Source organism: Streptomyces sp. NPDC026246 (genome assembly GCF_055567995.1).
Map to the genome: position 1 here is coordinate 331,335 of NZ_JBVHPJ010000005.1, position 23,637 is coordinate 354,971.

Here is a 23,637-nt window from a genome sequence, read left to right on the forward strand (position 1 = left end):
CGTGGAGCACATCGATGCCCTTTCCCCAGGGCGCGCGACCCACCCGAGCGACGCGCGTCACCCTGCTCACCGAAGGCACCTATCCGCACAGCCACGGCGGTGTCAGCGTCTGGTGCGACCAGCTCGTCCAGGGCATGCCCGACCTCGACTTCGACGTCATCGCCGTCACCGGCACCGGACGTGAGCCGGTCGTGTGGGAACTGCCCGCGCACGTCTCGAGCGTGCTGTCCGTCCCCATGTGGGGCGCCCCGCCCGAGGGACGACCGCCCCGGGGCCGGGCGCGCGGCCGACTCGCCGCGGCCTACGAGCAGTTCGTGACCGCGCTGCTCGACCCGGGTGCCGAGGACGGGTTCGCGCCCGCCCTGTACGCGCTGGCGCGGACCGCGCCGGACGGGACGCTGAGCGCCTTCCTGCGCGGTGACCGGGCCGTCACGATCCTCACCGCCCTGTGGAACCGCCCCGGCCTCGCCGTCCGCGAGGCCCGGCCGACCCTGCACGACGCGCTCACCGCGACCGCCCTCCTGGAGCACGCCCTGCGCCCGCTGGCCGCCCCGGCGCCCGAGAGCGGGGTGGCGCACGCGGTCAGCGGCGGGGTCGCCGTGCTGCCGGGGCTGGCCGCCCTGGCGGACCACGGTGTGCCCCTGCTCCTCACCGAGCACGGCGTCTATCTGCGTGAGCGCTACCTCGGCTACCGCACCGCGCCGTACCGGTGGCCGGTGAAGGCCGTGATCCTGGGGTTCTTTCGGCTGCTGGCGCGGGAGAGCTACCTGCGGGCCGCGCTGATCACCCCGGGCAACCGCTACAACCGGCTGTGGGAGGAGGAGGGCGGCGCCGACCCGCGGGCGATCCGCACCGTCTACAACGGCGTCGACCCGGCGGCCTTCCCGGCGGCCGGTCCGGAACCCGAGGTCCCCACGCTCAGCTGGGCGGGTCGCGTCGACCCCATCAAGGACCTGGAGACCCTGATCCGCGCCTTCGCCCTCGTGCGGGCGCGCCTTCCCCAGGCACGGCTGCGCCTGTTCGGCGGAACCCCACGCGGCGGGGAGGCCTACCGGGAACGCTGCGAGGCCCTGGCCGCCGAGCTCGGGCACGCGGACGCCGTCACCTTCGAGGGGCGCGTCGAGGACATCAAGGACGCCTACGCCGCGGGGAACGTGGTCATGCTCTCCAGCATCAGCGAGGGCTTCCCGTTCACGCTGATCGAAGCCATGTCCTGCGGCCGGGCTACCGTCTCGACCGATGTGGGCGGAGTGCGCGAGGCCGTCGGGGAGACCGGGCTCGTCGTGCCCCCGCGCGATCCGCAGGCGATGGCCTCGGCCGCGCTGGAGCTGCTCGGCGACGCCGGCCGGCGCCGGGCCATGGGCGAGGCGGCCCGGCTGCGGGTCATCGAACAGTTCACGCTGCGCCAGACCATTGACACGTTTCGCTCCGTGTACCTGGAACTCGCCCACCCCGAACAGGAGTCGACGGCCATGCCCCCCGCGGTCAGGATCCCCGCACCGGCCGTCCACGGCACCGGAAGTCTCGCCCTGTGAGCGGGCCGATATCCCTGGAACCCGGGGGCTCCGAGCAGGACACCCTGGCCATCCGGCTGGCCCGGCCCCGCCCCGCACGCCGCCGCCCGCGCTGGGCCCTCGACGACGCCACCCTCGCCATCCGGCTCCCGCGCAGCGGCCCCGACGAGCGGGCGGTCAGTGAACTGGCCGCCGAACTCGCCGACCGCATAGGGCCTGCCGTCCACCCCTACGAGGTGGCCGCGCTCCTGGAGGCGGAGGGGCTGTCCGCCTCCGTGATCCACGAGCGCTACGGTCACCCGAACCTGTTCTCCCTGGCCGCCGCGCTGTACGAACGGGTGCCACGGACCTTCCCCGAGCCCGCCGCGGCCGCCGACCCGTGGCGGCCCGACACCGTGCGCTGTCTGCTGCGCGGTGTGCTGTTCGCCCTGCCGGGGCTCGCCTACCTGCTGACCGCTCCGCTGTGGGACGCCGGCGGAAACGTTCCCCCTCTCGTCGTCGCCGGGCTGGCGTCCTGGGCGTGGGGACAGGCCCTCGGTCACCGCGCGCACCTGCGGTTGGCGACCGGGCGCCGGGAGGCGGGTCGTACTCTCCTGGCCGGCGCTCCCGCCAGCGCGGTCGTGGCCACGGCGATCGCCGCGCTGCTCGCCGAGGGCGGGTGGGTGACACTCGTGGCCGCCGCCCAGTCCGCCTATCTGGCCGCCGCCGGTGTGCTGCTCGTGCTCGGCCGGGAACGGCTGCTGCTGGCCGCGCTCGGCCCGCTGCCCGCGGGTGCCGCCGTGCTGCCCTGGTGGGATCCCGGGCCGGTGGTCCGCACCGGCCTGCCGGCGCTGGCGCTGCTCGCCACGCTCGCCGTCACCGCACGGGTCCTGCACGGTGTGCTCTCCGCCCCGGCCGTCACCGGCGCGGGCCGCCCACGCCTGCGATGGTCACTGCCGTACGGCCTGTTCGGACTGGCCGCCGGTGTGCTGGTGCTGCTGGAGGGGCGCGAGGAGCCGTACGCGGTGATCGTCCTGACGCTCAGCATGGGGCCCGCGGAATGGCTGCTGTACCGCTATCGCGGGCTGTCGGTGGCCGCGCTGCGCGCCACCACCACACCCGCCGGCTTCCTGCTGCGCTCGGCCGGCATCCTCGGTCTCTGCCTGCTCGTGTATCTCGCCCCGCTGCTGCCCGCGGCCCTGCTCACGGGCGCCGATCCGGTCGCCCTGCTGCTCCTGGCGGCCGTGCTGTGGACCGCGCTGCTGCTCCAGGCCTTCGGGGCGGCCTGGCCGTCGGCCGTGATCTGTCTCGCGGCCGCCGCCGGGCCGGCGGCCGTCGTACTCCTGCGCCTGCCACCGGGCATCGGTTCGGCGCTGCCGCTCACGTGCGGCGCCGCCGCCCTGTGCCTGGCGGCGTGCGCGCTGAGGCTGCTCGGCCGGCCCTCCCCGCACATCTGACCCGGCTCGTCCTGCGCTCACCTCCCGTCCGATCGAAGGGACCACCCAGTTGACCTCCGCACCGCTCGCCGCCGTCACCGGAGCCGAGGGATTCATCGGCTCGCACCTCACCGAGGCCCTGGTCGCCTCCGGCCACCGCGTGAGGGCCATGGCCCAGTACAACTCCTTCTCCTCCTACGGCTGGCTGGAGACCCTGCACCCGGACGTCCTGGACCAGGTGGAGATCGTCCTCGGCGACGTACGGGACGCCGGGTCCGTCCGCGGTCTCCTCGAAGGCGCCGACACCGCCTACCACCTGGCCGCCCTCATCGCGATCCCCTACTCGTACCAGGCGCCGCACAGCTACGTGGACACCAACGTCACCGGCACCCTCAACGTGCTGGAGGCCGTGCGCGCCCTGGGCACGCCCCGGCTGGTGCACACCTCCACCAGCGAGACGTACGGCACGGCGCAGACCGTGCCGATCACCGAGGACCACCCCATCAACACCCAGTCCCCGTACGCCGCTTCGAAGGCCGGCGGGGACCGGCTCGCCGACAGCTACCACGCCAGCTTCGACACCCCCGTCGTCACACTGCGGCCCTTCAACACCTTCGGGCCGCGCCAGTCGATGCGTGCGGTCATCCCCACCGTCATCGGCCAGGTCGCCGCCGGCGAGCGCACCATCACCCTGGGGGACCTGCGCCCCACCCGCGACTTCACCTTCGTCGAGGACACCGCCCAGGCGTTCCTCGCCGTCGGCACGGCGCCGGCCGGGAAGGTCGTGGGGCGCACCTTCAACGCCGGTACGGGCGGCGAGATCTCGGTCGGCGACCTCGTCGCGCTGATCGGCAAGGTGATGGACACCCCGCTCGACGTGCGCGAGGACGAGAGCCGCATCCGCCCGGCCAACTCGGAGGTGATGCGCCTGGTCGCCGACGCGAGCCGGCTCACCGCCGCGACCGGCTGGCAGCCGGCCCACACCCTGGAGGAGGGCCTCGACCGCACGGTGACGTTCTTCCGCGACCCGGCCAACCTCGCCCGCTACAAGACCGGCATCTACAACATCTGACCTCACGCACGTCGTCCGTCACGCGTCACGCACGTCCCCGAAGCGTTCACGAAGGAGGAGCCCACCATGCACGCAGTGATCCTGGCGGGAGGCAAGGGCGTCCGGCTGCGGCCCTACACCACGGCGCTGCCCAAGCCGCTCGTCCCCATCGGCGATCAGCACGCCATCCTGGAGATCGTGCTGCGCCAGCTCTCCGCCGCCGGCTTCACCAGCTGCACCATCGCGATCGGTCACCTGGGCGAGATCATCCGCGCCTACGTGGGCGACGGTTCGCAGTGGGGCCTGGCCGTCGACTACGCCACCGAGGAGAGCCCACTGGGCACCATGGGCCCGCTGCTCACCCTGCGCGACCGGTTGCCCGAGACGTTCCTGGTGATGAACGGCGACGTCCTGACCGACCTCGACTACGCCGACGTCCTGCACCGGCACCGCGGCTCCGGCGCGCCCCTGACCATCGCCACCTACGCCCGCAAGGTGCACATCGACTTCGGGGTGCTCACCACCGACGCCAGCAGGGTCGTGGCGTTCACCGAGAAGCCGAGCATGGACTACCGCGTCTCCATGGGGGTCTACGGCCTCTCCCGCGCCACGCTGGACGGCTACACGCCCGGACTGCCGCTCGGATTCGACGAGTTGGTCCTCGACCTGCTGAAGTCGGACAACCAGCCGCACGCCTACGAGTTCGACGGCTACTGGCTGGACATCGGCCGCCCGGACGACTACGACCAGGCCAACGCCGAGTTCACCACCCGCAAGTCCCTTCTGCTCAAGGGAGCCTGAGCACCTCATGCGCATCCTCGTCCTGGGTTCCACCGGCTACCTGGGCGCCCACGTCGCCGAGCGGCTGCGCGCCCTGCCGGGCGCGCTGGTCCTCGGCGGCGGCCGGTCGCCGGCCGCCGACGTCGACGTGGACCTGGCCCGCATGGGCCCGGAGCACCTGGCGAAGACCCTCGCCCAGGCCGCGCCCGACACCGTGATCAACTGTGCGGGCGCGACCGGCGGCGACGCCGTCGCCCTGGCCGAGGTCAACGCCCGTGGCCCCGCGGTGCTGTGCGCCGCGCTGCGCGAGGCGGCCCCCACCGCCCGTCTGGTGCACCTGGGCTCGGCCGCCGAGTACGGCCCGGGAGAGCCCGGCACCCGGGACACGGAGTCGGCGGCCACCCGCCCCGTCGGCTCCTACGGCGCGACCAAGCTCGCGGGCACCTTCGCCGTGACCGGCTCCGGCCTGGACGCGGTGGTGCTGCGCGTGGGCAACCCGGTGGGTCCGGGAGCGCCGCCCACCGGCCTGCCCGGCCGCATCGCCGCCCTGCTGCGCGAGGCGGGCGACGACCCGGAGGCGGTGCTGCGGCTGGGCGACCTGTCCGCCCACCGGGACTTCGTCGACGTGCGCGACGTGGCCCGGGCCGCGGTCCTCGCGGCCACGGCCCCGGCACCCCTGCCGCCGGTCCTGAACGTCGGCGGGGGCCGGGCCGTCCCGGTCCGCGACCTGGTACGGGACCTGGCCGCCCTGGCCGGTTTCCGCGGCCGGATCGAGGAGACGGCCACGGGCACCGCGGGCTCGGCCCGCTCCGCCCGGGTGTCGTGGCAGTGCTCCGACGTCTCCGCCGCCGAGGAGGCCCTGGGCTGGCGCCCGGCCCACACGCTCGACGAGGCGCTGACCGCGCTGTGGGAAGGAGGCCGCACACCGTGAGCCTGCTGATCCCCCTGTACGTCCACCCGGCCGAGGACCCGGGCGCGTGGCACCGGCTGATCACCGCCGCGCCCCGTACCTACGGAGTCGTCCTGAACCCGGCCAGCGGCCCGGGCGAGGCCCCCGACCCGGCCTTCACCGCAGCGGCCGGCGCCCTGCGGGACGCGGGAGCGCGGCTGCTGGGCTACGTCGACACCGACTACGGCATGCGCGACCCGGGGGACGTCGTCGAGGACGTGCGCCGCCACCAGGAGTGGTACGCCACGGACGGCTGCTTCCTCGACCGCGTCACCGCGACGGCCGACGGACTCGCGGCCTGCCGCCGGCTCGTACGGACCCTGCGCAGGGCGGGTTCGGCGACCGTGGTCCTCAACCCCGGCGTCCACCCGGAGCCGGGCTACGCCCGTCTCGCCGACCTGACGGTCACCTTCGAGGGTCACTGGTCGACGTACGTCTCCGCGTTCAGCCGCCCGGCCTGGGCCGCACGCCGGCCACCCGAGCGGCTGTGCCATCTCGTCTACGGGGTGCCCGACGCGCTGGTCCCGCTCGCCGTGCGCACCGCGCACGAGCGCGGAGCGGCGGTGTGCGGCCCGGTGACGGGTGAACCGCCCAACCCCTGGGCTCAGTTGACACCGGCTCTCCATGGGGCGGAGCAGTGACGGGTGCCCGGTCCCGTGCCGCCCTGCTGACCGTGCTGGTGGCGGCCGCGGCGCTGACGGGATGCTCCGGCGGCGGGGGACGGACCGCCGACGAGCACGGCACGGCGACGACCGCGCCGCACGTGGCGACGACCGGACCACGGTGGAAGCCGCGCCCGGGCCTCGCCTGGCAGTGGCAACTCGACGGCAGGGCCGACCCGTCGGCCGACGTGCCCGTCTACGACATCGACGGCTTCGAGAACTCCGCCGCGGACGTGGCCCGGCTGCACCGCGCGGGCCGGAAGGTCATCTGCTACATCAACGTCGGCGCGTGGGAGGACTTCCGGCCGGACCACAAGGCGTTCCCGCGCTCCGTACTCGGCCGGCCCAACGGCTGGAAAGGCGAACGGTGGCTGGACATCCGGCAGGTGGACGTTCTGCGGCCGATCATGGAGCGCCGCTTCGACATGTGCCGCGACAAGGGCTTCGACGCGGTGGAACCCGATCTGGTCGAGGGCTACGGCAACGACACCGGCTTCCCGCTCACCGCCCGTGACCAGCTGACGTACAACCGCATGATCGCGGCCGTCGCCCACGAGCGGGGGATGTCGGTGGGCCTGAAGAACGACCTGCCCCAGATCCCGCAGCTCGTGGACCACTTCGACTTCGCCGTCAACGAGGAGTGCGCCCAGTACGAGGAGTGCGGTGCGCTCTCCCCGTTCGTCAAGGCCGGCAAGGCGGTGTTCCACGTGGAGTACACCGAGGCGCGGAGCAGCTTCTGCGCCGAGTCCCGCAGGCTGGGGCTGTCGTCCATGGTGAAGAAGCCGGAACTCGGGGTGTGGCGCAGCCCTTGCTGAGCCGGCACCTCACACGTCCTCGCAGAGGGCGAGGTGACCGACGTGGCCGTGCTGACCCAGGTACCCCTCACCGACCGTGCTCACGGCTCCCGGGGCGAGCATGTGGCAGGGGCCCGTGGCGCCGTCCTGGTAGACGGCTCTCACGTGCACGGTGTCACCGCAGTCGTTGGAGGCACTCAGATACCGCCAGCTCTCGTACACGGCGACACACGCGGGGGCGGGCGTGAGGGAAGTGGCCTGGGCCGTGTCCGAGAAGACGGAGCTCGACAACGTGACGGCGAAGAGTGCGATGCCGGCCCGTTTCATCCGCTTGATCATGGATCATCCTCGCGTTCGTGCGTCGGTGGGTTCGAGCAGTGTCGACAACCGCCGCAGTTCGCTGACGGTGTGTTCGAGAACTGAACTTGTCCTGGCTCGGCGTCGAACGCAAAAGCGGGCATGCGTTTCGGACAGGGGGTCTCTTGCAGGGGTGCCGGCGCCTCGCCTGTGTGCGGCCGCAGTCGGCACCGGGCACCGCAGGGGCCGGGGTTTCAACCATTGCGGCCCCCTGCCGGCGAGCCGCCACTGTCTTCCCACACCAACGCCCCCGACGTACCGGCCGGGGACCGACGCCCTTGCAAGCCACCGGGAGGTCACTTTGTCGGGAAGCAGGCGGCGTCACACGCGCCGTGCCGGGCGACCACGGTGCGGACGGGAGCGGCCCGGCCGGGCGGAGCCGGCCGGGCCGTGAGGGGCGCCAGAGTGTTCTTCGGACGACGGTGGATCAGCGCGTCGTCTGGTCCGAGTAGCTGAAGTCACCCACCGTCCAGGCGCTGACGTCCTCGATCGCCACCCGGTACATCCCGCCCGTGTCGGGGATGCCCACGGTCCCCTGCAGGATCCGGGCGACGTGGAAGTGCAGATGGGTCGGCGGCCCGCCCTTCTCGCCGGGGGCGTCGAAGACGGCGGAGAACTCGCCGAGGTGGGCGGAGTCGGTCAGCACCTCGGACACCCGCTGGCGCCACACGGCTTCGGGTGCCAGGCGACCGGTGATGACGGCACCACCGGTGACCACGGTCAGGGACATCCGAGTGCTCTGCCCGGACTCCACACGGGCGGCGATGTCAACGATCAGCTCGTCAGGCTTCGGCATGCGACCGGATTGTATTGCGTCGGCCGGTCACCGTGGTCCGCGAGGGTGCACCAGCGCGTGCTGCGGCGGCCCGAGTCGCCCTGAACGCGGCCCGAGCGGCCCGCTCCACGGCCCGGGGTCCGGCTCACCCGTGCAGGCTCGGCCGGTAGACGAGCCGTGCGCCCCGGACGCCGATCGCGACGCGGAACCCATCGGCGGTGCCCGCCGGCGCCGCGTCAGGAGGAGGCGGCGGCGTCGACCGTGTCGCGGATCTCCAGGACCTGGTCGACGGCGGTGATCTCACAGAGCCGCCGGACCGGCTGCGACGGCGCGACCAGCCGGAAGTCTCCCGACTGCTGGGTGAGGATCAGCAGATTCAGGAACGTCGAGTCGGCGAAGGTCACGCCGGAGGCGTCGAGGATCACCTTGGGGTACGTCCTGGCCGCGGCGTCCAGGGCCTGCGCCAGCGGCTCGATCGAGTGCAGGTCGTAGGGGCCGTGAGCGGCGACGACCCGGGCCCCGGGCACGTCGTACTGGAGCACCGCGGTCCCGTGGAGGGATGGCCCGCCGGCCTGCTGCGGCAGTGGCTTCGCGTCCGCGACGCCCGCGATGCCGGGTGTCACGACCTCGTCCGAGGGCACGTTCGGGCTCCTTCTGTGGTTCTCCCCTGCGGGAGCACGTCATCGGTTGCCGGAAAAGTATGTCATGTATCCGGATTCAGGCAACCACGGGCGTTCAAAATGCAGGTCATGGTCGCAGTGCCCCGGTCCCACGGCCGACCTCGAACACGACGGATACCTCACTGCTTCCGCCGGGGCCCCTCACCCGAACGGCCGCCCTCGCGCGGCGCGGAACCCCCCGGTGCGGTCAGCTGGAGCGAACGAATGCCTGTCCTATGGGGGAAGCATGTACGAGATGTGCCCCGGCCTCGACGAGCCCGGCACGGCCATGGTGTGGCACGTGAAAGCCAAGCAGGGCACCGTGACCCTGTGCGGACGGCCCCTGGAACCGGCCGAACCCGACCAGGTCGACGCGGACCGGCACTGCACGCCCTGCATGTCCTCCTTCAGCCGGCTGGTCGAGCAGAACGGCTGACGTCCCGCGGCGGCGCCTTGCACACGGCTCCCGCCGCGAGGATCCCCGTCAGTGCCCGGCCGCCGCCTTCACCAGGGCGACGGCCACGCCGATCGCCGCGTCCACGACGCCGGCCAGGATCGCCGTCGGCACACCGCCTCCCATGCGCAGCCCGCCCAGGCAGCCCCAGAGGAACAGCGACACGACGGCCACGCCCGCCGCGGCCGACAGGGCGGTGTCCAGGGACAGGACGTCCGCGGCCGCGAGTCCGATCAGCAGGGCCGGGCCGCCGGCGCAGGACAGCAGTGGGCTGCTGACGTACAGCATGCGCCGCAGCTCGCGGCCGGTCGCGAAGCGGCGGTGGACCGTACGGTGCGCCTGCTGGTCCGCGACGAACGCCGCCAGCCACAGTCCCAGAGCCGTCGTCAGGACCGTGGCGAGAGCCCCGAGGGTCCCCACTTCGCCGAGGGACAGTCCGACCACCACGGCGATCATCGTGATCGTCGCGTAGATGCGCTCCTTCAGACGGTCCGCCAGGACGCCCGCCTCCGCCGCGTCGGCATCCGCGTCGCCCGCATCCGCCGCGGGCGGGCCGTCGGCCTGCCGGTCGTCCGCCACCCGATGCCCCCGCCTGTCGCGCCACACGAAGTCCGCCGGTCGCTGCGGTGTCCGCGATGAGCGCACCCGCGACGGCTACCAGCATGCCCCCGTCCCCCCGTCCGGATCCGGGAACCGGGGCCGGTACCCGGCACCGTTTCACACGACTGACGCGGGCTCGGCGGGGCTCGGCGGGACCGGGCGGGCGAGGTGGTCCACGGCCCCGAACGCACCGACGGCTCCCGTCCCGCGAGGGGAGAGGAGCCGTTCGGAGTGTGCGCAGCGCCCAGGAGGCGTGTGCCGGTCGAAGCGGGTTACGCGTGACGGTGCGAGCGACGGTTGCCGGTGATCACGCGGTAGAGGGCCAGCAGGATGAGCGAGCCCACGATCGCGGCGATCCAGGTGGAGAGGTTGAAGAATCCGTCGATGGAGTCGACACCGAAGATGACCTTGCCGAGCCAGCCGCCGAGCAGCCCGCCGGCGATACCGATGAGCATGGTGATGATGATGCCGCCCGGGTCCTTGCCCGGCATCAGGGCCTTGGCGATGGCGCCCGCGAGCAGCCCGATGAAGATCCAAGCGATGATGCCCATGGTGCGTCTCCACTTCGTCGTATAAAGAACTTGTTAGCTCAACGGGTGCGCGGAATCCGGCCGAACAAACGTCACTGACTCGAATTCGTTCTCCGCGCTTCGTCCCGAAGGGTGCAGGGGCCGGGGGACGTCGCCGGCGGCTCAGGGCAGCCGGGCCGGTGTCGACTCCTCGCCGGCGGACGGGAGTTCCCGGCCCAGGCGGGCCAGGGGCGACAACGCCATGAGCGCGGGGGACAGCAGCATGCCCGCAGCCGTCGTCACCAGACTGGTGCGCAGCCCCCACTCCCCCGCGAGCAGTCCGCCGATCAGGGAGCCCAGCGGCGTCAGCCCCATCCCGGCGAAGGTGACCGTCGCGGCGACGCGCCCCTGCATCCGGTCGGGGGTCGCGGTCTGACGGACCGCCATGAGGGCGACGTTGACCAGCTGGCCTGCGCATCCGAAGACGAGGCCCACCACGAGGAGGACGGCCACCGTCACCGCGGAGGAGCCGTGCAGCGCGGGCACGCAGAGGAAGGCGGCGTCGCCGACCGCCGCCGCACACACGAGCACCAGGCCGTACCCGAACCGGACGGGCAGCCGCGCCGCCAGCAACGCGCCCAGCAGCGCGCCCGGCCCGGCCACGGCGAGCGTCAGGCCCACCACCGTCCCCGACAAGTGCAGTTCACGCGGCAGGAAGAGCAGGTAGACGGTCATCAGGGCCGCGAAGGACAGCTGGAAGGCGGCCGAGGCGAGGCACACCGCCCGCAGCAGCCTGTCCCGGGCGACGAAGCGAAGCCCTTCGACGACGCCGTGCCGGACCCGGGACGGTCGCGCGGGACGCTCCGGCAGCGCTTCGGTCCTGCGGATCCGCCGGATCGCCAGGAACGACAGCGCGAAGAGCACCGCACCGGAAGCGGTGGCGGCAGGTGCCGGCAGCAGGGACACGAGTGCCCCGCCGAGAGCGGGCCCACCGATCTGGGCCGCCGAACGACTGCCCTCCAGCGCACTGTTGGCGCCCAGCAACCGGTCGCGTCGTACCAGGCGGACGAGGGACGCCTGGTACGCCACGTCGAAGAACACGGACAGGGCGCCGACGGTGAAGGCGAGGACGAACAACCCGGGCAGCCCGAACCGGCCGCACAGGCAGGCCACGGCCGCCACGGCCAGGACCAGGGCCCGGCCGGCATCGGCGAGCGCCATCGTCGTGCGGGTCCGCCACCGGTCCACCCAGACACCGGCGAAGAGCGCGAGCAGCAGGATCGGCGCCTGCCCCACCGCGCGCAGCGCGCCCAGCCGGCCGGCTCGGCCTGCAGCGTCAGGACGGCCAGGAGCGGCAGGATCACCGAGGTGGCGTGCTCGCCGAGTTGGGAGGCGGTCTGGCCCAGCCAGAGCCTGCGGAAGTCGGCGTCGCGCCCCAGGCGGAGGGAAGCGGGGCGGCGGAGGTCGTCCCCGGGGGAGGAGTCGGACGGCACGGGAGTCCCTTGTGTGCTCGGCAACGGCGCCCGAGGCCGGACCCGTTGACGGGTGCTCGGCGGTTCGGACGGGAGACAGCTCGCTGTGCCGCGACCACGAGGGCAGCACACGATGACGGGCCGACGACGGCCACGGCGTCAACGCGTGCTCGGGCGACCGACCATTTCGACTCCTCACGGGGATCTCGTGCCGTCCAACGTAGCCCTCGGGGGACGGCACGGGAAACGGTTTTGGGAACTCCTGACGGTCGCCCCCCAGGGCCCTTGAAGCGCCGGGACGCCAGAACGCAGGACGCGCCGGAGGGCGGTGAACGCCCGCCGGCGCGTCCTGGCGTTACGGCCGGTCAGGGAAGGATCTCGACGTATCCGTCGCTGCCGTGCACCCGGATGCGCTGTCCGTCGCGGATCAGCCGGGTGGCCCGGTCCACCCCCACGACGGCCGGCAACCCGTACTCACGAGCGATCACCGCGCCATGGGTCATCAACCCGCCGACCTCCGTCACCAGACCCGCGATCCCGACGAACAGGGGCGACCAACTGGGGTCCGTGTAGGGCGTGATCAGGATGTCGCCCGCCTCCAGGTCGGCCTGCGCCATGTCGAGGACGACGCGGGCCCTGCCCTCGACGGTCCCGGCGGAGACGGCCAGGCCGGTCAGGGCGCCGTCCGGAACGTCGTCGCGCCGGTAGGCCCCGGTGACCATCTCACCGTCCGAGGTGAGGACCCGGGGCGGTGTGAGCGCGTGGTACGAGCGGAACGCGTCCTTGCGCTGCCGGACGAGCTCGTGGTCCACCCGGTGCGTGCGCACGGCCTCGCGGAACTCGTCGAAGGTCAGGTAGAAGACGTCCTCCCGGTCGGGGAGCGCCCCCGCCCGCACGAGACGCCCGGCCTCCGCCAGCAGGGCCTGCTTGTAGACGAAGTAGCGGCGGATGATGCCGTACTTCGGGTACTCCCGGTAGCCGATGAAGGTGCGGACGCGGTCGATCATCCGCTTGGTCTCCTCGGCCTTCCGGTCCCCGTCGGGCAGCTCCCGCAGGCGGGACAGTACGTCCCGCTCCTTCTGCCGCGCCTCGTGCAGCCCCTGCTCGAACCGCCTCTTCGCGGCACCCGGCGCGAAGTTGCGGACGTTGTCGAGGATGGCCGGGACCAGGGTGCCGGGGCGCTCGCGCCAGCGTGGCCGGGTGATGTCGATCTCGCCGGCGCAGCGCACGCCGTAGCGGTCCAGGTAGGCCTCGACGGCGTCGCGTGCCTCGGTTCCACCCGGCAGTTTCGGCAGTTCGTCCAGGAAGCCGTCGCCCTCGACGGTGCGCAGGTGTGCCACCACCTCCGGGTGCGGCCGGATGGCGTCCGCCACGTCCAGGAGGTCCAGGCCCATCTCGGAGGTGATGTTGCCGGGGGCGGACAGGGTGAGGGCGTCGGCGGCGTTCTTCTCGCCGAGCCACTCCCCCAGTTTGTCGTTGAGCCACCAGGTGGCCTCCATCCCCGCCATGATCGCCTGCATGCTCAGGGGGTCGCGGAGGATGCGTTTGTGCTCCTCGAACGCCTCCTGCAGGAAGTCGAACAGGGCCGGTCCGGTCTTGTCCCGGATGCCGCGTTCGAGGACGGCGAGGGACGCCTCGTTGCGTTCGATCAGCTCCGTGACGAGGGCCGGGTCGGTCGGGATGGGGGCGGGGGCCGCGTCGGCCGGCTGCCCTGCGGCCGGGCCGGCGGGCTGGGGGTCCGGGAGCGACGGGACGAAGTCGCCCCGGTCGAGGACGGTCTCCAGGGCGTCCCGCACGAGTGGGTCGGAGCGGCCGGCGACGTCGAGGAGCCCGGCGCGGCTGGTGGGTGAGGAGAGGGCCTTGGTCGCGTCGACGAACAGCCGGCCGCCCGCCTCGTGCATGGGCGCCATGGCCGTCAGCTGCCACATGGAGATGCCCAGCGGCTTCATGGGGTCGGTCATCATCTGCTGGTGGCCGACGGAGACGTAGACGTGGTTGTCCTGGTCGGCGGCCCGAGGGACGGGGTAGAGCGTGGTGATCGGCCGGCTCTGCACGATCCGGAAACCGTCGTCGCACAGGCACCACTCGATGTCCTGGGGGCGCCCGAAGTGTGCTTCGATGCGGCGTCCGGTCCGTACGAGGTCCAGGACCTGCGTGTCGGTCAGTGCCGGCTGCTTCCGCTGCCGCGGGTCGACGGTCTCCTGCCGTGTGCCGCCGGCCGGCAGCGCCCGTACGGCGCGTTCCTTGACGGCGATCGTCCTGGCGACGATCTCGCCGGCCCTCACCCGGTAGACGTCCGGGTTCACCAGGCCGGAGACCAGGGCCTCGCCGAGGCCGAGGCCGGCGTCCACGGTGGCGACCTTCCGGTGGCCCGTGACGGGGTCGGCCGTGAACAGGATCCCGGACGCGTGCGGGACGGCCATCCGTTGCACGACGACGGCCATGAGGACCGTCCGGTGGTCGATGCCGTTGCGCTGACGGTAGGTCACGGCCCGCTCGGTGAACAGCGAGGCCCAGCACCGGCTGAGGTGCCGGAGGATCGCCGCGGGGCCCACGACGTTGAGGTAGGTGTCCTGCTGGCCCGCGAAGGATGCGGTCGGCAGGTCCTCCGCGGTCGCGCTGGAGCGCACGGCGTAGGCGTCCTGTTCCCCGTGCCGGGCGAGAGCGCGGGTGACCGCGGCCGCGAGGTCGCCGGGGACGGCGATCGCTTCGACGGTCCGGCGGATCCGCGCGCTGAGCGTGCGGAGGGCCTCCAGGTCGTCGGCGTCCGTGCGCGAGAGGCGCTCCAGGTCCTCCTCGAAGGTGGGTGCTCCCGCCACGACGCGTCGGTAGGCGCCCGTGGTGACACAGAAACCGTCCGGTACGCCGATGCCCTCGATCCGCGTGAGCTCCCCCAGGTGTGCGGCCTTGCCTCCGACGTCCGCGGCCCGCGTCCCGTCGATCTCGTGCAGGTCCAGCAGGTACTGCTCGGTCATCTCCCGTTGCCTTCCGTCAGCGGCACACGCGCCTCTTGCCCCGTTTATGCAGGTCGCGGCCTCGGTCGATGATTGTGCGGGGTGACGGGGGCCTTGCCGCAAGCCCCCATGTGCGCTATACGTTGAGAAGGGCAGGGAGATGTATCCCTGCCCTTCGTCGTGTCCGGCGCGCGCCCGGCCGTGTGCTACGAGCGGTGGTCGCCGGGCTCGTCCATGAGGGCGACGCGTGCGGTGATGCTCTTGCCGACCGGCTCCCGGCGGGCCTCGAAGTCCTGCGCGACGGCCTTCACGATCTCCAGGCCGTGCTGACCCACCCGTCCGGCGTCGGCGGCTCTGGCCACCGGCAGCACCGGATCCGAGTCCCACACGGTCACCTCGACCGCGTCGTCGTCGATCCGCAGGTCCATCCGGGCCCGGCCGGGCGCGTACTTGCGCACGTTGGTGACCAGCTCGCTCACCACCAGCTGGGTCAGGTCCATGCTCCGCTGAGAGATGTGCAGCCCCTGCTCCCCCCGGCGCCGGGCCAGGAATTCGGCAGCCAAGTGGCGAGCCTTGGCTATGTCTCCATCCAGGGCCACCGTGAGTTCTCGCTCCCCGTCCACACGTCCCGCGTACCCGAGGGGACACGTTTGACGCCCCTGTCCACGAGGTGCGCACAAGCCGCCAGGCCGGCCGGAGCGAGTCCGGCCGGCCTGGCGGCTTGGAGAGGATCCGAGAGGGACGGGGATCGTGTCAGCCGGTGGCGAGCATGCCTTCACGCAGGCGCGCCAGGCAGCGGGACAACAGCCGGGAGACGTGCATCTGGGAGACGCCGAGACGCTCGCCGATCTGCGCCTGGGTCAGCTCGTCCACGAAGCGCATGTGGATGATCTGCCGGTCCCGCTCGTCCAGCGCGGCGACCATGGGAGCCAGGGCGTGGAAGTCCTCCACGAGCTCCAGGGCGCGGTCGTCGGCGCCGATGAAGTCGGCCAGGACCGCCTCGCCGTCGTCGCTGGTGCTGAGGGCGGCGTCCAGGGAGGAGGAGTTGTAGCCGTTGGAGGCGATCTGCGCCTCCCGGACGTCCTCCTCCGACAGGCTCATGAGCTCGGCGAGCTCCTTCACCGTGGGGGTGCGGCCGAGCCGGCTGCGCAGTTCCTCGGTGGCGCGGGCGAGCTGCACGCGGGCTTCCTGCAGACGGCGGGGCACGTGCACGGCCCAGGTGGTGTCACGGAAGAACCGCTTCATCTCGCCGACGATGTAGGGGATCGCGAAGGAGGTGAACTCGACCTCGCGCGTCAGCTCGAAACGGTCGATCGCCTTGATCAGGCCGATCATGCCGACCTGGACGATGTCCTCCATCTCCTCCGCGCCGCGGCTGCGGAACCGGCCGGCGGCGAAGCGGACCATGGACATGTTCATCTCGATGAGCGTGTTGCGCGCGTACTGGTATTCGGGCGTGCCCTCCTCCAGTACGGCCAGCTGGTCGAAGAACATCCGGGACAGCTCGCGGGCGTCCTTGGGTGCGACCTTCGACGGATCGGCGACCTCCGGCAGACGCACCTTGTCCGTGTCCGTTTCTGCAGCTATGGCTGTCGCCATCATGCTTCCCTCCCCATCCGTCCAGCTCGGCGCCGACCCGTCTCGGGTCGGCGCAAGGCCGTCTACCCCGACTTCATGCATCCATGCACACCCAATTTTGCCTCGTCCGGCGAGCGGACCGTAAAGGGCCCCTCGGCCGGAACGTACGCGGCCCCGCGACCGGACCTCAGGGCGTGTCTCCGGAGTAGTAGAAGCGGCAGCTCACCCCGGGGCCGCTGCCGCGGGGCTCACCGGGGCGCGGGTCGTACAGGGAGCGGCCGCCAGGGAACTGGCCCAGCTCCGTGGGCAGGGCGGCGCCGTCGTCGATCTCCTCCGGGCGCCAGCCGGTGATGTCCAGCAGCAGTCCGTCCAGCGGCCCGCCCGTCAGCGCGGCGTACGTCTGGTGCGGCAGTGGTCCCGGGTCGGGGTCGTCGTGGTCGTGGCCGTACACCCGGCCCCGCAGCAGCTGCTCGTCTCCGTTCATGCCGTTCAGCCTCGCAGCCACCACTGACAATGCCGGTCGCCCGGCGGGGACCTCCGCGCTCGTCCCTCGGGGCGGGCTCCCCGCTCACACCCTGGTCCGACGACGGACGGTGAGGACCCGCATCGTCAGGGCGACGGCCAGCAGCACCCAGGCGGCCGCGCAGTAGCCCCACGCGGTCGTCCCCCGTACCGCGCCGACGGAGGCCCAGACGGCCCACAGCGCGACCAGCACCGCCAGCGCGCTCCAGGCGATGTCGGCGATGCGGGTCGGCAACTGGGCGCGCTGCCTGGTGCCGATTTCGAGTGTGCCGAGTCCGTGCTGCTCCGGAGCGTCGTGACGCGACATGGGCGGTTCCTCCCGTGTGGTGAGGGTGTGTACTCCCGTGGGCGTCCCGCATACCCGGGGCGCGGTACGGCACACCGTCAACTGCCGCGGCTGATACGGAGGATGGCCTTCCGCAGCGCGGAGGGAGCGTTCCCTGGCCGGAGCCCGCTCACCGCAGCCCGGAGATCAGCTGGTCGTCGGCGACCACTTCCCGCGCCTTCACCCCACTGCCGATCAGCACGATGTCCGCCTCGGTGACGAACTCCCTCGGGCGCTGCCCCGTCACCTCGACGCCGTTCATCGACGCGATCACCGGTGCGGGCGGCTTACCCACCGGCGCCGGCGGCTCACGGCCTGTTCCCGACACTGCCGGCACCGAGTCGGGTAAGCAGCCAGAAGGCGATCGCGGTGCCGGTGCCGTAGGCGAGGTGCGCGCCGAGATCCCAGGCCAGGACCTTGGTGTCGTACTGCCAGATCGGCTTGTAGAGCCCTGCGATCGGCAGGGTGATGTAGTCACCGGCGAACACCGCGGCACCCAGCGGCACGCCGTGGACGGGGGACGGCCTGGGCAGTGACCCGGCCACGATGCCGTAGGCGGCGCCGGCGGCCGAGCCGTAGGCCCAGTGAGTGAGGGTGCTCGTGAGCCAGGCGGAATCGTCAGGCAGCCGGCGCCGGGTGAAACCCTCGATGACCCGCTTGGCCACCTGCCCCGGGTCGGGGGCCTTCTCCCAGCTCTCGACCGGGGCGAATTCCCAGGCGAGCGGGCTGTCCGTCCCGCCCGCGCGACGGTACTTCAGGTAATGGACGGCATCCAGACACACCGTTCCCGCCGCCCCGGCCAGCAGGCCGGCCGTCACCGCGGCGAGGGGGGTCAGCGGGTTGCTTCGGGAGCGCATGACGCAATCTCCATTCCGGTCAGGCCCAGAGGGCTGACGCCCTTCCTCGCCCGGGCCGCGTCGCGGGGGCATGCGGCCCGCCCGCATCGAGTATCCGGCTGTCGGTGCACGTCCGCGAGCGCAGGCGGCGAGGACCTCTCCCGCTCGCCCGGCAGAGACCGGCGCGCTGTCGCTCGTCCTGTGCGCCACGTACCGCTCCCGCATGCGGGAGCGTCGGGCCCTGACCGGCATCCGTCAACGCGGCGCCATGGAGGGGGAATTGGCCTGTACCAAGACCTTGACACGCGCTTGCATCACTTCTTAAATCATGAACTGAATTAAGACGCTTGACCTGTCATGCACATGACTTCGGGCGGCCTGCGCTCGTCACCAGAAATGGACGTGACTCCATGATCAGACAAATCGCGGCCGGCTCCCCCGGACGCCACGTGCTCGGCATCGCCGCGGCGGCGTCACTCCTCGTGGGCCTCAGCGGCGTCCCCGCGAGCGGTGCGGCCTCCGCCACGGGCCGGATCACCGGGATCGGCGGGAAGTGCGTGGACGTGGCCGGTGCCGCCACCGCCAACGGCACGCCCGTGCAGCTCTACGACTGCAACGGCACGGCCGCCCAGGAGTGGGACGTGGCCGCCGACGGCACCGTCCGGGCCCTCGGCAAGTGTCTCGACGTCGCCTCCGGCTCCACCGCCGACGGAACCAAGGTGCAGCTCTGGGACTGCAACGGCAGCGCCGCCCAGCAGTGGACCGTCACCGCCGCACGGGACATCGTCAACCCGCAGGCCGACAAGTGCCTGGACGCCACCGGCAACAGCTCCGCCAACGGCACGAGGCTGCAGATCTGGACGTGCACCGGCGCGGCCAACCAGAAGTGGACCGCCCCCGCTTCCGGCGGTCCGGCCCCCTCGCCCGGCGCGATGGCGGTGGCGCCCTACCTCTACAACGGCTGGGGCAGCCCGCCCAGCCCGACCACCGTGATGAACGCGACCGGCGTCAAGTGGTTCACGCTCGCCTTCGTCCTCAGCAACGGCTACTGCAACCCGCAGTGGGACGGCAGCCGGCCTCTGACCGGGGGCGTGGACCAGCAGACCGTCAACACCGTCCGGGCGGCCGGCGGTGACGTCATCCCGTCCTTCGGCGGCTGGAGCGGCAACAAGCTGGAGAGTTCCTGCGGCAGCGCGGGCGAGCTGGCCGCCGCCTACCAGAAGGTCATCAACGCCTACGGGCTCAAGGCCATCGACATCGACATCGAGGCGGCCGCCTACGACAGCCCGACCGTGCAGCAGCGGACGGTCGACGCGCTGAAGACCGTCAAGGCCAACAACCCGGGCATCAAGGTGTACGTCACCTTCGGCACCGGCCAGAACGGGCCCGACACCAGTCTGATCGGCAAGGCGGCGGCCTCCGGACTCACCGTCGACAGCTGGACGATCATGCCGTTCAACTTCGGCGGCGCCGGGCAGAACATGGGCCAGCTGAGCGTCCGCGCCGCCGAGGGCCTCAAGACCGCCGTGAAGAACGCCTACGGCTACAGCGACGACCAGGCCTATCGGCACACCGGCATCTCCTCGATGAACGGCGTCACCGACAACGGCGAGACCGTGACGGTCGCCGACTTCCGCACGATCCTCGCCTACGCCCAGCAGCGTCACCTGGCGCGGCTGACCTTCTGGTCGGTCAACCGCGACCGGCCGTGCACGGGCGGCGGGGCCGACACCTGCTCGGGCGTCTCCCAGCAGCCGTGGGACTTCACCCGGGTCCTCGCCCAGTACACCGGCTGACCGCCCCCTCCCTCACGTCCCCCGCGCCTCCCACGTTCCCCACGTCCCCCACAACGCCGTACCACCGGCACAGGAGAAGCCATGCTTCCTGCTCCCCGACCAGCCCCCGGCGGCCGCCCGAGGTCCGCCCGCACCGCTGCGCGCACCCACGTGGTCGCCGCCCTGGCGGCCGCCGCCACCGTCTTCTCCCTGGTCGGTGGCGTTCCCCCGGCGCAGGCGGCCCCTTCCGCCCCCGCCGCGGCGGCGGCGCTGCCCGACGGCTGGTCCACGGTGGTGAACAGCGGCAGCGGCAAGTGCCTGGACGCCCGCGCGGCGGCCACCGTCAACGGCACCGCCGTGCAGCAGTACACCTGCAACAGCAGCACCGCCCAGCAGTGGAGCTTCACGCCGACCAGCGACGGCTACGTGCGCATCAACAACCGCAACGACGCCCAGCAGGTGGTGGACGTCAGCGACGTCTCCACCGCCGACAACGCGGCCGTGCACCTGTGGACGTACGGCGGGGGCGGCAACCAGCAGTGGCGGGCCGTCGACGAAGGCGGTGGCGCCTACCACTTCGTCAACCGGCACAGCGGCAAGTGCCTGGACGTTCCCGCGGCCTCCACGGCCGACAGCGTCCAGCTGGTGCAGTACACCTGCAACGGCACGGCGGCGCAGCGCTTCCAGGTGTCCCCGGTGAACACCGCCCCCGGCGACGCAGACCTCGGCCCCAACGTGGTCGTCTTCGACCCGAGCATGCCCTCCTCCACGATCCAGAGCCGGCTGGACTCGATCTTCCGGCAGCAGGAGACCAACCAGTTCGGGTCCCAGCGGTACGCGGTGATGTTCAAGCCGGGCACCTACAGCAACGACGTCAACGTCGGCTTCTACACGCAGGTGCTGGGCCTCGGCCAGTCGCCCGACTCCGTGACCATCAACGGCGCGGTGCACGTGGAGGCGGACTGGTTCCCGCCGCAGAACGCCACCCAGAACTTCTGGCGCGGCGCGGAGAACCTGTCGGTCAACCCCACCGGCGGCACCGACCGCTGGGCCGTCTCCCAGGCGTCCGGCTACCGGCGCATGCACGTCCGCGGCAACCTCGAACTCAGCGACGGCGGCTGGTCCAGCGGCGGCTTCATGGCCGACAGCAAGATCGACGGTCAGGTGCGCTCGGGCAGCCAGCAGCAGTGGCTCACCCGCAACTCCCAGCTCGGCAGCTGGACCGGCTCCAACTGGAACATGGTCTTCGTCGGCAGCCAGGGCGTGCCGGGCAACACCTTCCCCAACCCGCCCTACACGACGGTGAACCAGACCCCCACCGTCCGGGAGAAGCCCTTCCTGTACGTGGACGGCGCGGGCGCCTACAAGGTGTTCGTCCCGTCGCTGCGGGCGAACTCCTCGGCCACCACCTGGGCCGGGGGGAACGCCGCCGGCACCTCGCTCGGCATCGACCAGTTCTTCGTCGTCAAGCCGGGCGCGACCGCGGCACAGATCAACGCGGCCCTCGCCGACGGCAAGAACCTCCTGGTCACTCCGGGCGTGTACCACCTGGACCAGACACTGCGCGTGACCCGGGCGAACACCGTGGTCCTCGGCCTGGGGCTCGCCACCTTCATCCCGGACAACGGCGTCACCGCCATGACCGTCGCCGACGTCGACGGCGTGAAGATCGCCGGGGTCCTCTTCGACGCGGGCACGACCAACTCCCGGTCGCTGGTGGAGATCGGACCGTCCGGCGCGTCCGCCGACCACGGGGCGAACCCGACCTCGCTGCACGACGTGTACTTCCGGGTGGGCGGCGCCGCCGTCGGCAAGGCCACCACGAGCCTCGTCGTCAACAGCGACGACGTCATCGGCGACCACATGTGGATCTGGCGCGGCGACCACGGCTCGGGCATCGGCTGGAACACCAACACCGCCGACACCGGACTCGTCGTGAACGGCGACGACGTGACCATGTACGGCCTGTTCGTCGAGCACTACCAGAAGCACCAGACCATCTGGAACGGCAACGGCGGCCGGACGTACTTCTACCAGAACGAGATGCCCTACGACCCGCCCAACCAGGCCGCCTGGATGAACGGTTCGACCCAGGGCTACGCCGCCTACAAGGTCGCCGACTCCGTCACCAGCCACCAGGCGTACGGGCTGGGCAGCTACTGCTACTTCAACGTCAACCCCTCCGTCACCGCGGAGCACGCCTTCGAGGTGCCGAACCACCCCGACGTGCGCTTCCGGAACATGGTGACCGTCTCGCTGGGCGGCACCGGCACCATCCGGCACGTCATCAACGACCGGGGCGGGCCGTCGAACTCCTCGACCAACGTGGCGAACCTGGTGAGCTACCCGTGAGGCGGCTCGCGGCACGACTGCTGCTCCTGCCGGCGCTGGTGCTGGGGCTGATCGCCCCGGCCCTCGCCGGGCCCCCCGCCTCCGCCGCCGTACGGGCTCCCGCGTTCAAGGTCATCGCCTTCTACAACGGGACCTACGACGCCGCGCACATCGACTTCGTCAAGGAAGCCAACGCCTGGTTCCCGCGGGCGGCGGCGGAGAACGGCTTCGGCTACACGGCGACCACCGACTGGAACCTGCTGGCCAACGGCGGCGTGAACGACTACCAGGTCGTGCTCTTCCTGGACGACGCGCCGCAGACGGCGGCCCAGCGCGCCGGCTTCGAGCGGTACGTCAGGGCCGGGGGCGGCTGGCTGGGCTTCCACGTCTCGGCGTTCACCACCCAGGCCGGCTCCTGGCCCTGGTTCTACAACTCCTTCCTCGGCAGCGGCGCCTTCCGGTCCAACACCTGGGGACCGACCACGGCGGTGCTGCGCACCGAGAACCGGACCCACCCGGCCACCGCCGCACTGCCCGCGACGTTCACCTCGTCGGTCAGCGAGTGGTACAGCTGGTCCAACGACCTGCGGGCCAACCCGGACATCAAGGTCCTCGCGTCGGTGGATCCGTCGAGCTTCCCGCTCGGTACCGACCCGAACCAGTCGTGGTACAGCGGCTACTACCCGATCCTGTGGACCAACACCCAGTACCGGATGCTGTACGCGAACTTCGGGCACAACGCCATGAACTACGACACCAACACGCGGCTGTCGTCGACGTTCGCGAGCGCCACCCAGAACCGCTTCCTCATCGACGGCCTCAAGTGGCTCGGCGGAGCGGGGAACGGACCCGCCCCCGGCGACCCGATCTCCGAGACGGCCTGGTACTCCCTGACCGACGGCGCCCACGGCACCTGCGTCGACGCACGGGCGGCGGCCACGGCCGACGGAACGGCCGTGCAGCAGTACACCTGCAACGGCACCGCCGCCCAGCAGTGGCAGTTCCGGCCCACCGACGGCGGCTACAGCCGGATCGCCGCCCGCGGCAACCCGCAGCAGTCCGTCGACGTCACCGGCGTCTCCACCGCCGACGGCGCCCCGCTGCAACTGTGGTCCTACGGCGGTGGCGGGAACCAGCAGTGGCGCCCGGAGCGGGAGCCGGACGGCGGGTACCGCTTCGTCGCCCGGCACAGCGGCAAGTGCCTGAGCACCACCGGTACGGCGACCGCCGGCACCCAGCTGGTGCAGCGCCCCTGCGACGGCTCGGCCGGGCAGAGGTTCCGGCTCACCGCGGTCTCCTGAACCGCCACCGGGGCCCGACGGCAC

Annotated in this window: 22 protein-coding genes and 2 pseudogenes; 11 read left to right on the forward strand and 13 right to left on the reverse strand. The window is 72.0% G+C overall.

What is annotated here, in order from left to right; genetic code table 11:
• The first annotated feature begins 14 nt into the window (after positions 1 to 14).
• The 7 genes from pelF to ACZ4M5_RS15930 all read left to right on the forward strand — a co-directional run bounded on the left by pelF (position 15) and on the right by ACZ4M5_RS15930 (position 7,186).
• Positions 15 to 1,535: a GT4 family glycosyltransferase PelF gene (gene pelF / locus ACZ4M5_RS15900; protein WP_467737058.1), complete on the forward strand. Its 1,521-nt coding sequence runs from the start codon at positions 15 to 17 to the stop codon at positions 1,533 to 1,535.
• Complete coding sequence (locus ACZ4M5_RS15905) at positions 1,532 to 2,950, forward strand: hypothetical protein (protein ID WP_467737060.1); 1,419 nt, start codon at positions 1,532 to 1,534, stop codon at positions 2,948 to 2,950. The genes pelF and ACZ4M5_RS15905 overlap by 4 nt, the downstream gene beginning before the upstream one ends.
• 49 nt (positions 2,951 to 2,999) lie before the next feature.
• Positions 3,000 to 4,001 carry a GDP-mannose 4,6-dehydratase gene (locus tag ACZ4M5_RS15910; RefSeq protein ID WP_467737062.1) on the forward strand — a complete coding sequence of 334 codons (1,002 nt, stop codon included), beginning with the start codon at positions 3,000 to 3,002 and terminating at the stop codon, positions 3,999 to 4,001.
• 66 nt (positions 4,002 to 4,067) lie between these two features.
• The gene (locus ACZ4M5_RS15915) at positions 4,068 to 4,781 is read left to right on the forward strand and encodes a nucleotidyltransferase family protein (protein ID WP_398108070.1); all 714 of its coding nucleotides are present in this window, start codon (positions 4,068 to 4,070) and stop codon (positions 4,779 to 4,781) included.
• 7 nt (positions 4,782 to 4,788) lie between these two features.
• Positions 4,789 to 5,691, forward strand: a complete 903-nt coding sequence (locus ACZ4M5_RS15920) for an NAD-dependent epimerase/dehydratase family protein (protein ID WP_467737064.1) — start codon at positions 4,789 to 4,791, stop codon at positions 5,689 to 5,691.
• Positions 5,688 to 6,350, forward strand: a complete 663-nt coding sequence (locus tag ACZ4M5_RS15925) for a spherulation-specific family 4 protein (RefSeq protein WP_467737066.1) — start codon at positions 5,688 to 5,690, stop codon at positions 6,348 to 6,350. Before ACZ4M5_RS15920 ends, ACZ4M5_RS15925 begins: the two co-directional genes overlap by 4 nt.
• Positions 6,347 to 7,186 carry an endo alpha-1,4 polygalactosaminidase gene (locus tag ACZ4M5_RS15930; RefSeq protein WP_467737068.1) on the forward strand — a complete coding sequence of 280 codons (840 nt, stop codon included), beginning with the start codon at positions 6,347 to 6,349 and terminating at the stop codon, positions 7,184 to 7,186. The genes ACZ4M5_RS15925 and ACZ4M5_RS15930 overlap by 4 nt, the downstream gene beginning before the upstream one ends.
• Positions 7,187 to 7,195: 9 nt before the next feature.
• On the opposite strand, the gene ACZ4M5_RS15935 is transcribed toward ACZ4M5_RS15930, so the two are convergent.
• The 3 genes from ACZ4M5_RS15935 to ACZ4M5_RS15945 all read right to left on the reverse strand — a co-directional run bounded on the left by ACZ4M5_RS15935 (position 7,196) and on the right by ACZ4M5_RS15945 (position 8,938).
• A complete protein-coding gene (locus ACZ4M5_RS15935; protein WP_467737070.1) occupies positions 7,196 to 7,504 on the reverse strand; it encodes a hypothetical protein in 309 nt (102 codons plus the stop codon).
• Between the two features lie 445 nt (positions 7,505 to 7,949).
• A complete protein-coding gene (locus ACZ4M5_RS15940; protein WP_467737072.1) occupies positions 7,950 to 8,318 on the reverse strand; it encodes a hypothetical protein in 369 nt (122 codons plus the stop codon).
• A 215-nt stretch (positions 8,319 to 8,533) separates the two neighbouring features.
• Positions 8,534 to 8,938 (reverse strand): STAS domain-containing protein, encoded by a 405-nt coding sequence (locus ACZ4M5_RS15945; RefSeq protein ID WP_467737074.1) that lies wholly within the window; start codon positions 8,936 to 8,938, stop codon positions 8,534 to 8,536.
• Positions 8,939 to 9,203: 265 nt separating this feature from the next.
• On the opposite strand from ACZ4M5_RS15945, the gene ACZ4M5_RS15950 reads away from it, so the two are divergent.
• Positions 9,204 to 9,392, forward strand: coding sequence for a hypothetical protein (locus ACZ4M5_RS15950; RefSeq protein WP_467737076.1), 189 nt, complete (start codon positions 9,204 to 9,206; stop codon positions 9,390 to 9,392).
• 48 nt (positions 9,393 to 9,440) lie between these two features.
• Here the strand turns inward: ACZ4M5_RS15950 and ACZ4M5_RS15955 are convergent, their stop codons facing one another.
• The 10 genes and pseudogenes from ACZ4M5_RS15955 to ACZ4M5_RS16000 all read right to left on the reverse strand — a co-directional run bounded on the left by ACZ4M5_RS15955 (position 9,441) and on the right by ACZ4M5_RS16000 (position 18,227).
• Positions 9,441 to 9,989, reverse strand: coding sequence for a hypothetical protein (locus tag ACZ4M5_RS15955; protein ID WP_467737077.1), 549 nt, complete (start codon positions 9,987 to 9,989; stop codon positions 9,441 to 9,443).
• Between the two features lie 293 nt (positions 9,990 to 10,282).
• Positions 10,283 to 10,561, reverse strand: coding sequence for a GlsB/YeaQ/YmgE family stress response membrane protein (locus ACZ4M5_RS15960; RefSeq protein ID WP_467737079.1), 279 nt, complete (start codon positions 10,559 to 10,561; stop codon positions 10,283 to 10,285).
• 141 nt (positions 10,562 to 10,702) lie between these two features.
• Positions 10,703 to 12,012: pseudogene (locus ACZ4M5_RS15965) on the reverse strand (MFS transporter).
• 344 nt (positions 12,013 to 12,356) lie between these two features.
• On the reverse strand, positions 12,357 to 14,966 hold the full coding sequence (gene rph / locus ACZ4M5_RS15970) for a rifamycin-inactivating phosphotransferase (protein ID WP_467737081.1): 2,610 nt from the start codon (positions 14,964 to 14,966) through the stop codon (positions 12,357 to 12,359).
• Positions 14,967 to 15,151: 185 nt separating this feature from the next.
• A complete protein-coding gene (locus ACZ4M5_RS15975; RefSeq protein ID WP_467737083.1) occupies positions 15,152 to 15,568 on the reverse strand; it encodes an ATP-binding protein in 417 nt (138 codons plus the stop codon).
• Between the two features lie 130 nt (positions 15,569 to 15,698).
• Positions 15,699 to 16,544, reverse strand: coding sequence for an RNA polymerase sigma factor SigF (locus ACZ4M5_RS15980; protein WP_333930574.1), 846 nt, complete (start codon positions 16,542 to 16,544; stop codon positions 15,699 to 15,701).
• Positions 16,545 to 16,710: 166 nt separating this feature from the next.
• On the reverse strand, positions 16,711 to 17,007 hold the full coding sequence (locus tag ACZ4M5_RS15985) for a hypothetical protein (protein WP_467737085.1): 297 nt from the start codon (positions 17,005 to 17,007) through the stop codon (positions 16,711 to 16,713).
• 84 nt (positions 17,008 to 17,091) lie between these two features.
• Positions 17,092 to 17,352 (reverse strand): hypothetical protein, encoded by a 261-nt coding sequence (locus ACZ4M5_RS15990; protein ID WP_467737087.1) that lies wholly within the window; start codon positions 17,350 to 17,352, stop codon positions 17,092 to 17,094.
• 154 nt (positions 17,353 to 17,506) lie between these two features.
• A pseudogene (locus ACZ4M5_RS15995) lies at positions 17,507 to 17,653 on the reverse strand (AraC family transcriptional regulator); the annotation flags it as partial.
• 25 nt (positions 17,654 to 17,678) lie between these two features.
• A complete protein-coding gene (locus tag ACZ4M5_RS16000; protein WP_467737089.1) occupies positions 17,679 to 18,227 on the reverse strand; it encodes a hypothetical protein in 549 nt (182 codons plus the stop codon).
• A gap of 389 nt (positions 18,228 to 18,616) precedes the next feature.
• Between ACZ4M5_RS16000 and ACZ4M5_RS16005 the strand changes: the two genes are divergently transcribed.
• From ACZ4M5_RS16005 to ACZ4M5_RS16015, 3 genes are all read left to right on the forward strand, one after another.
• Positions 18,617 to 20,002 (forward strand): ricin-type beta-trefoil lectin domain protein, encoded by a 1,386-nt coding sequence (locus tag ACZ4M5_RS16005; RefSeq protein WP_467737091.1) that lies wholly within the window; start codon positions 18,617 to 18,619, stop codon positions 20,000 to 20,002.
• 81 nt (positions 20,003 to 20,083) lie between these two features.
• Positions 20,084 to 22,333 carry an RICIN domain-containing protein gene (locus ACZ4M5_RS16010; protein WP_467737093.1) on the forward strand — a complete coding sequence of 750 codons (2,250 nt, stop codon included), beginning with the start codon at positions 20,084 to 20,086 and terminating at the stop codon, positions 22,331 to 22,333.
• The gene (locus ACZ4M5_RS16015; protein ID WP_467737095.1) at positions 22,330 to 23,613 is read left to right on the forward strand and encodes a ThuA domain-containing protein; all 1,284 of its coding nucleotides are present in this window, start codon (positions 22,330 to 22,332) and stop codon (positions 23,611 to 23,613) included. The genes ACZ4M5_RS16010 and ACZ4M5_RS16015 overlap by 4 nt, the downstream gene beginning before the upstream one ends.
• Positions 23,614 to 23,637: the final 24 nt, after the last annotated feature.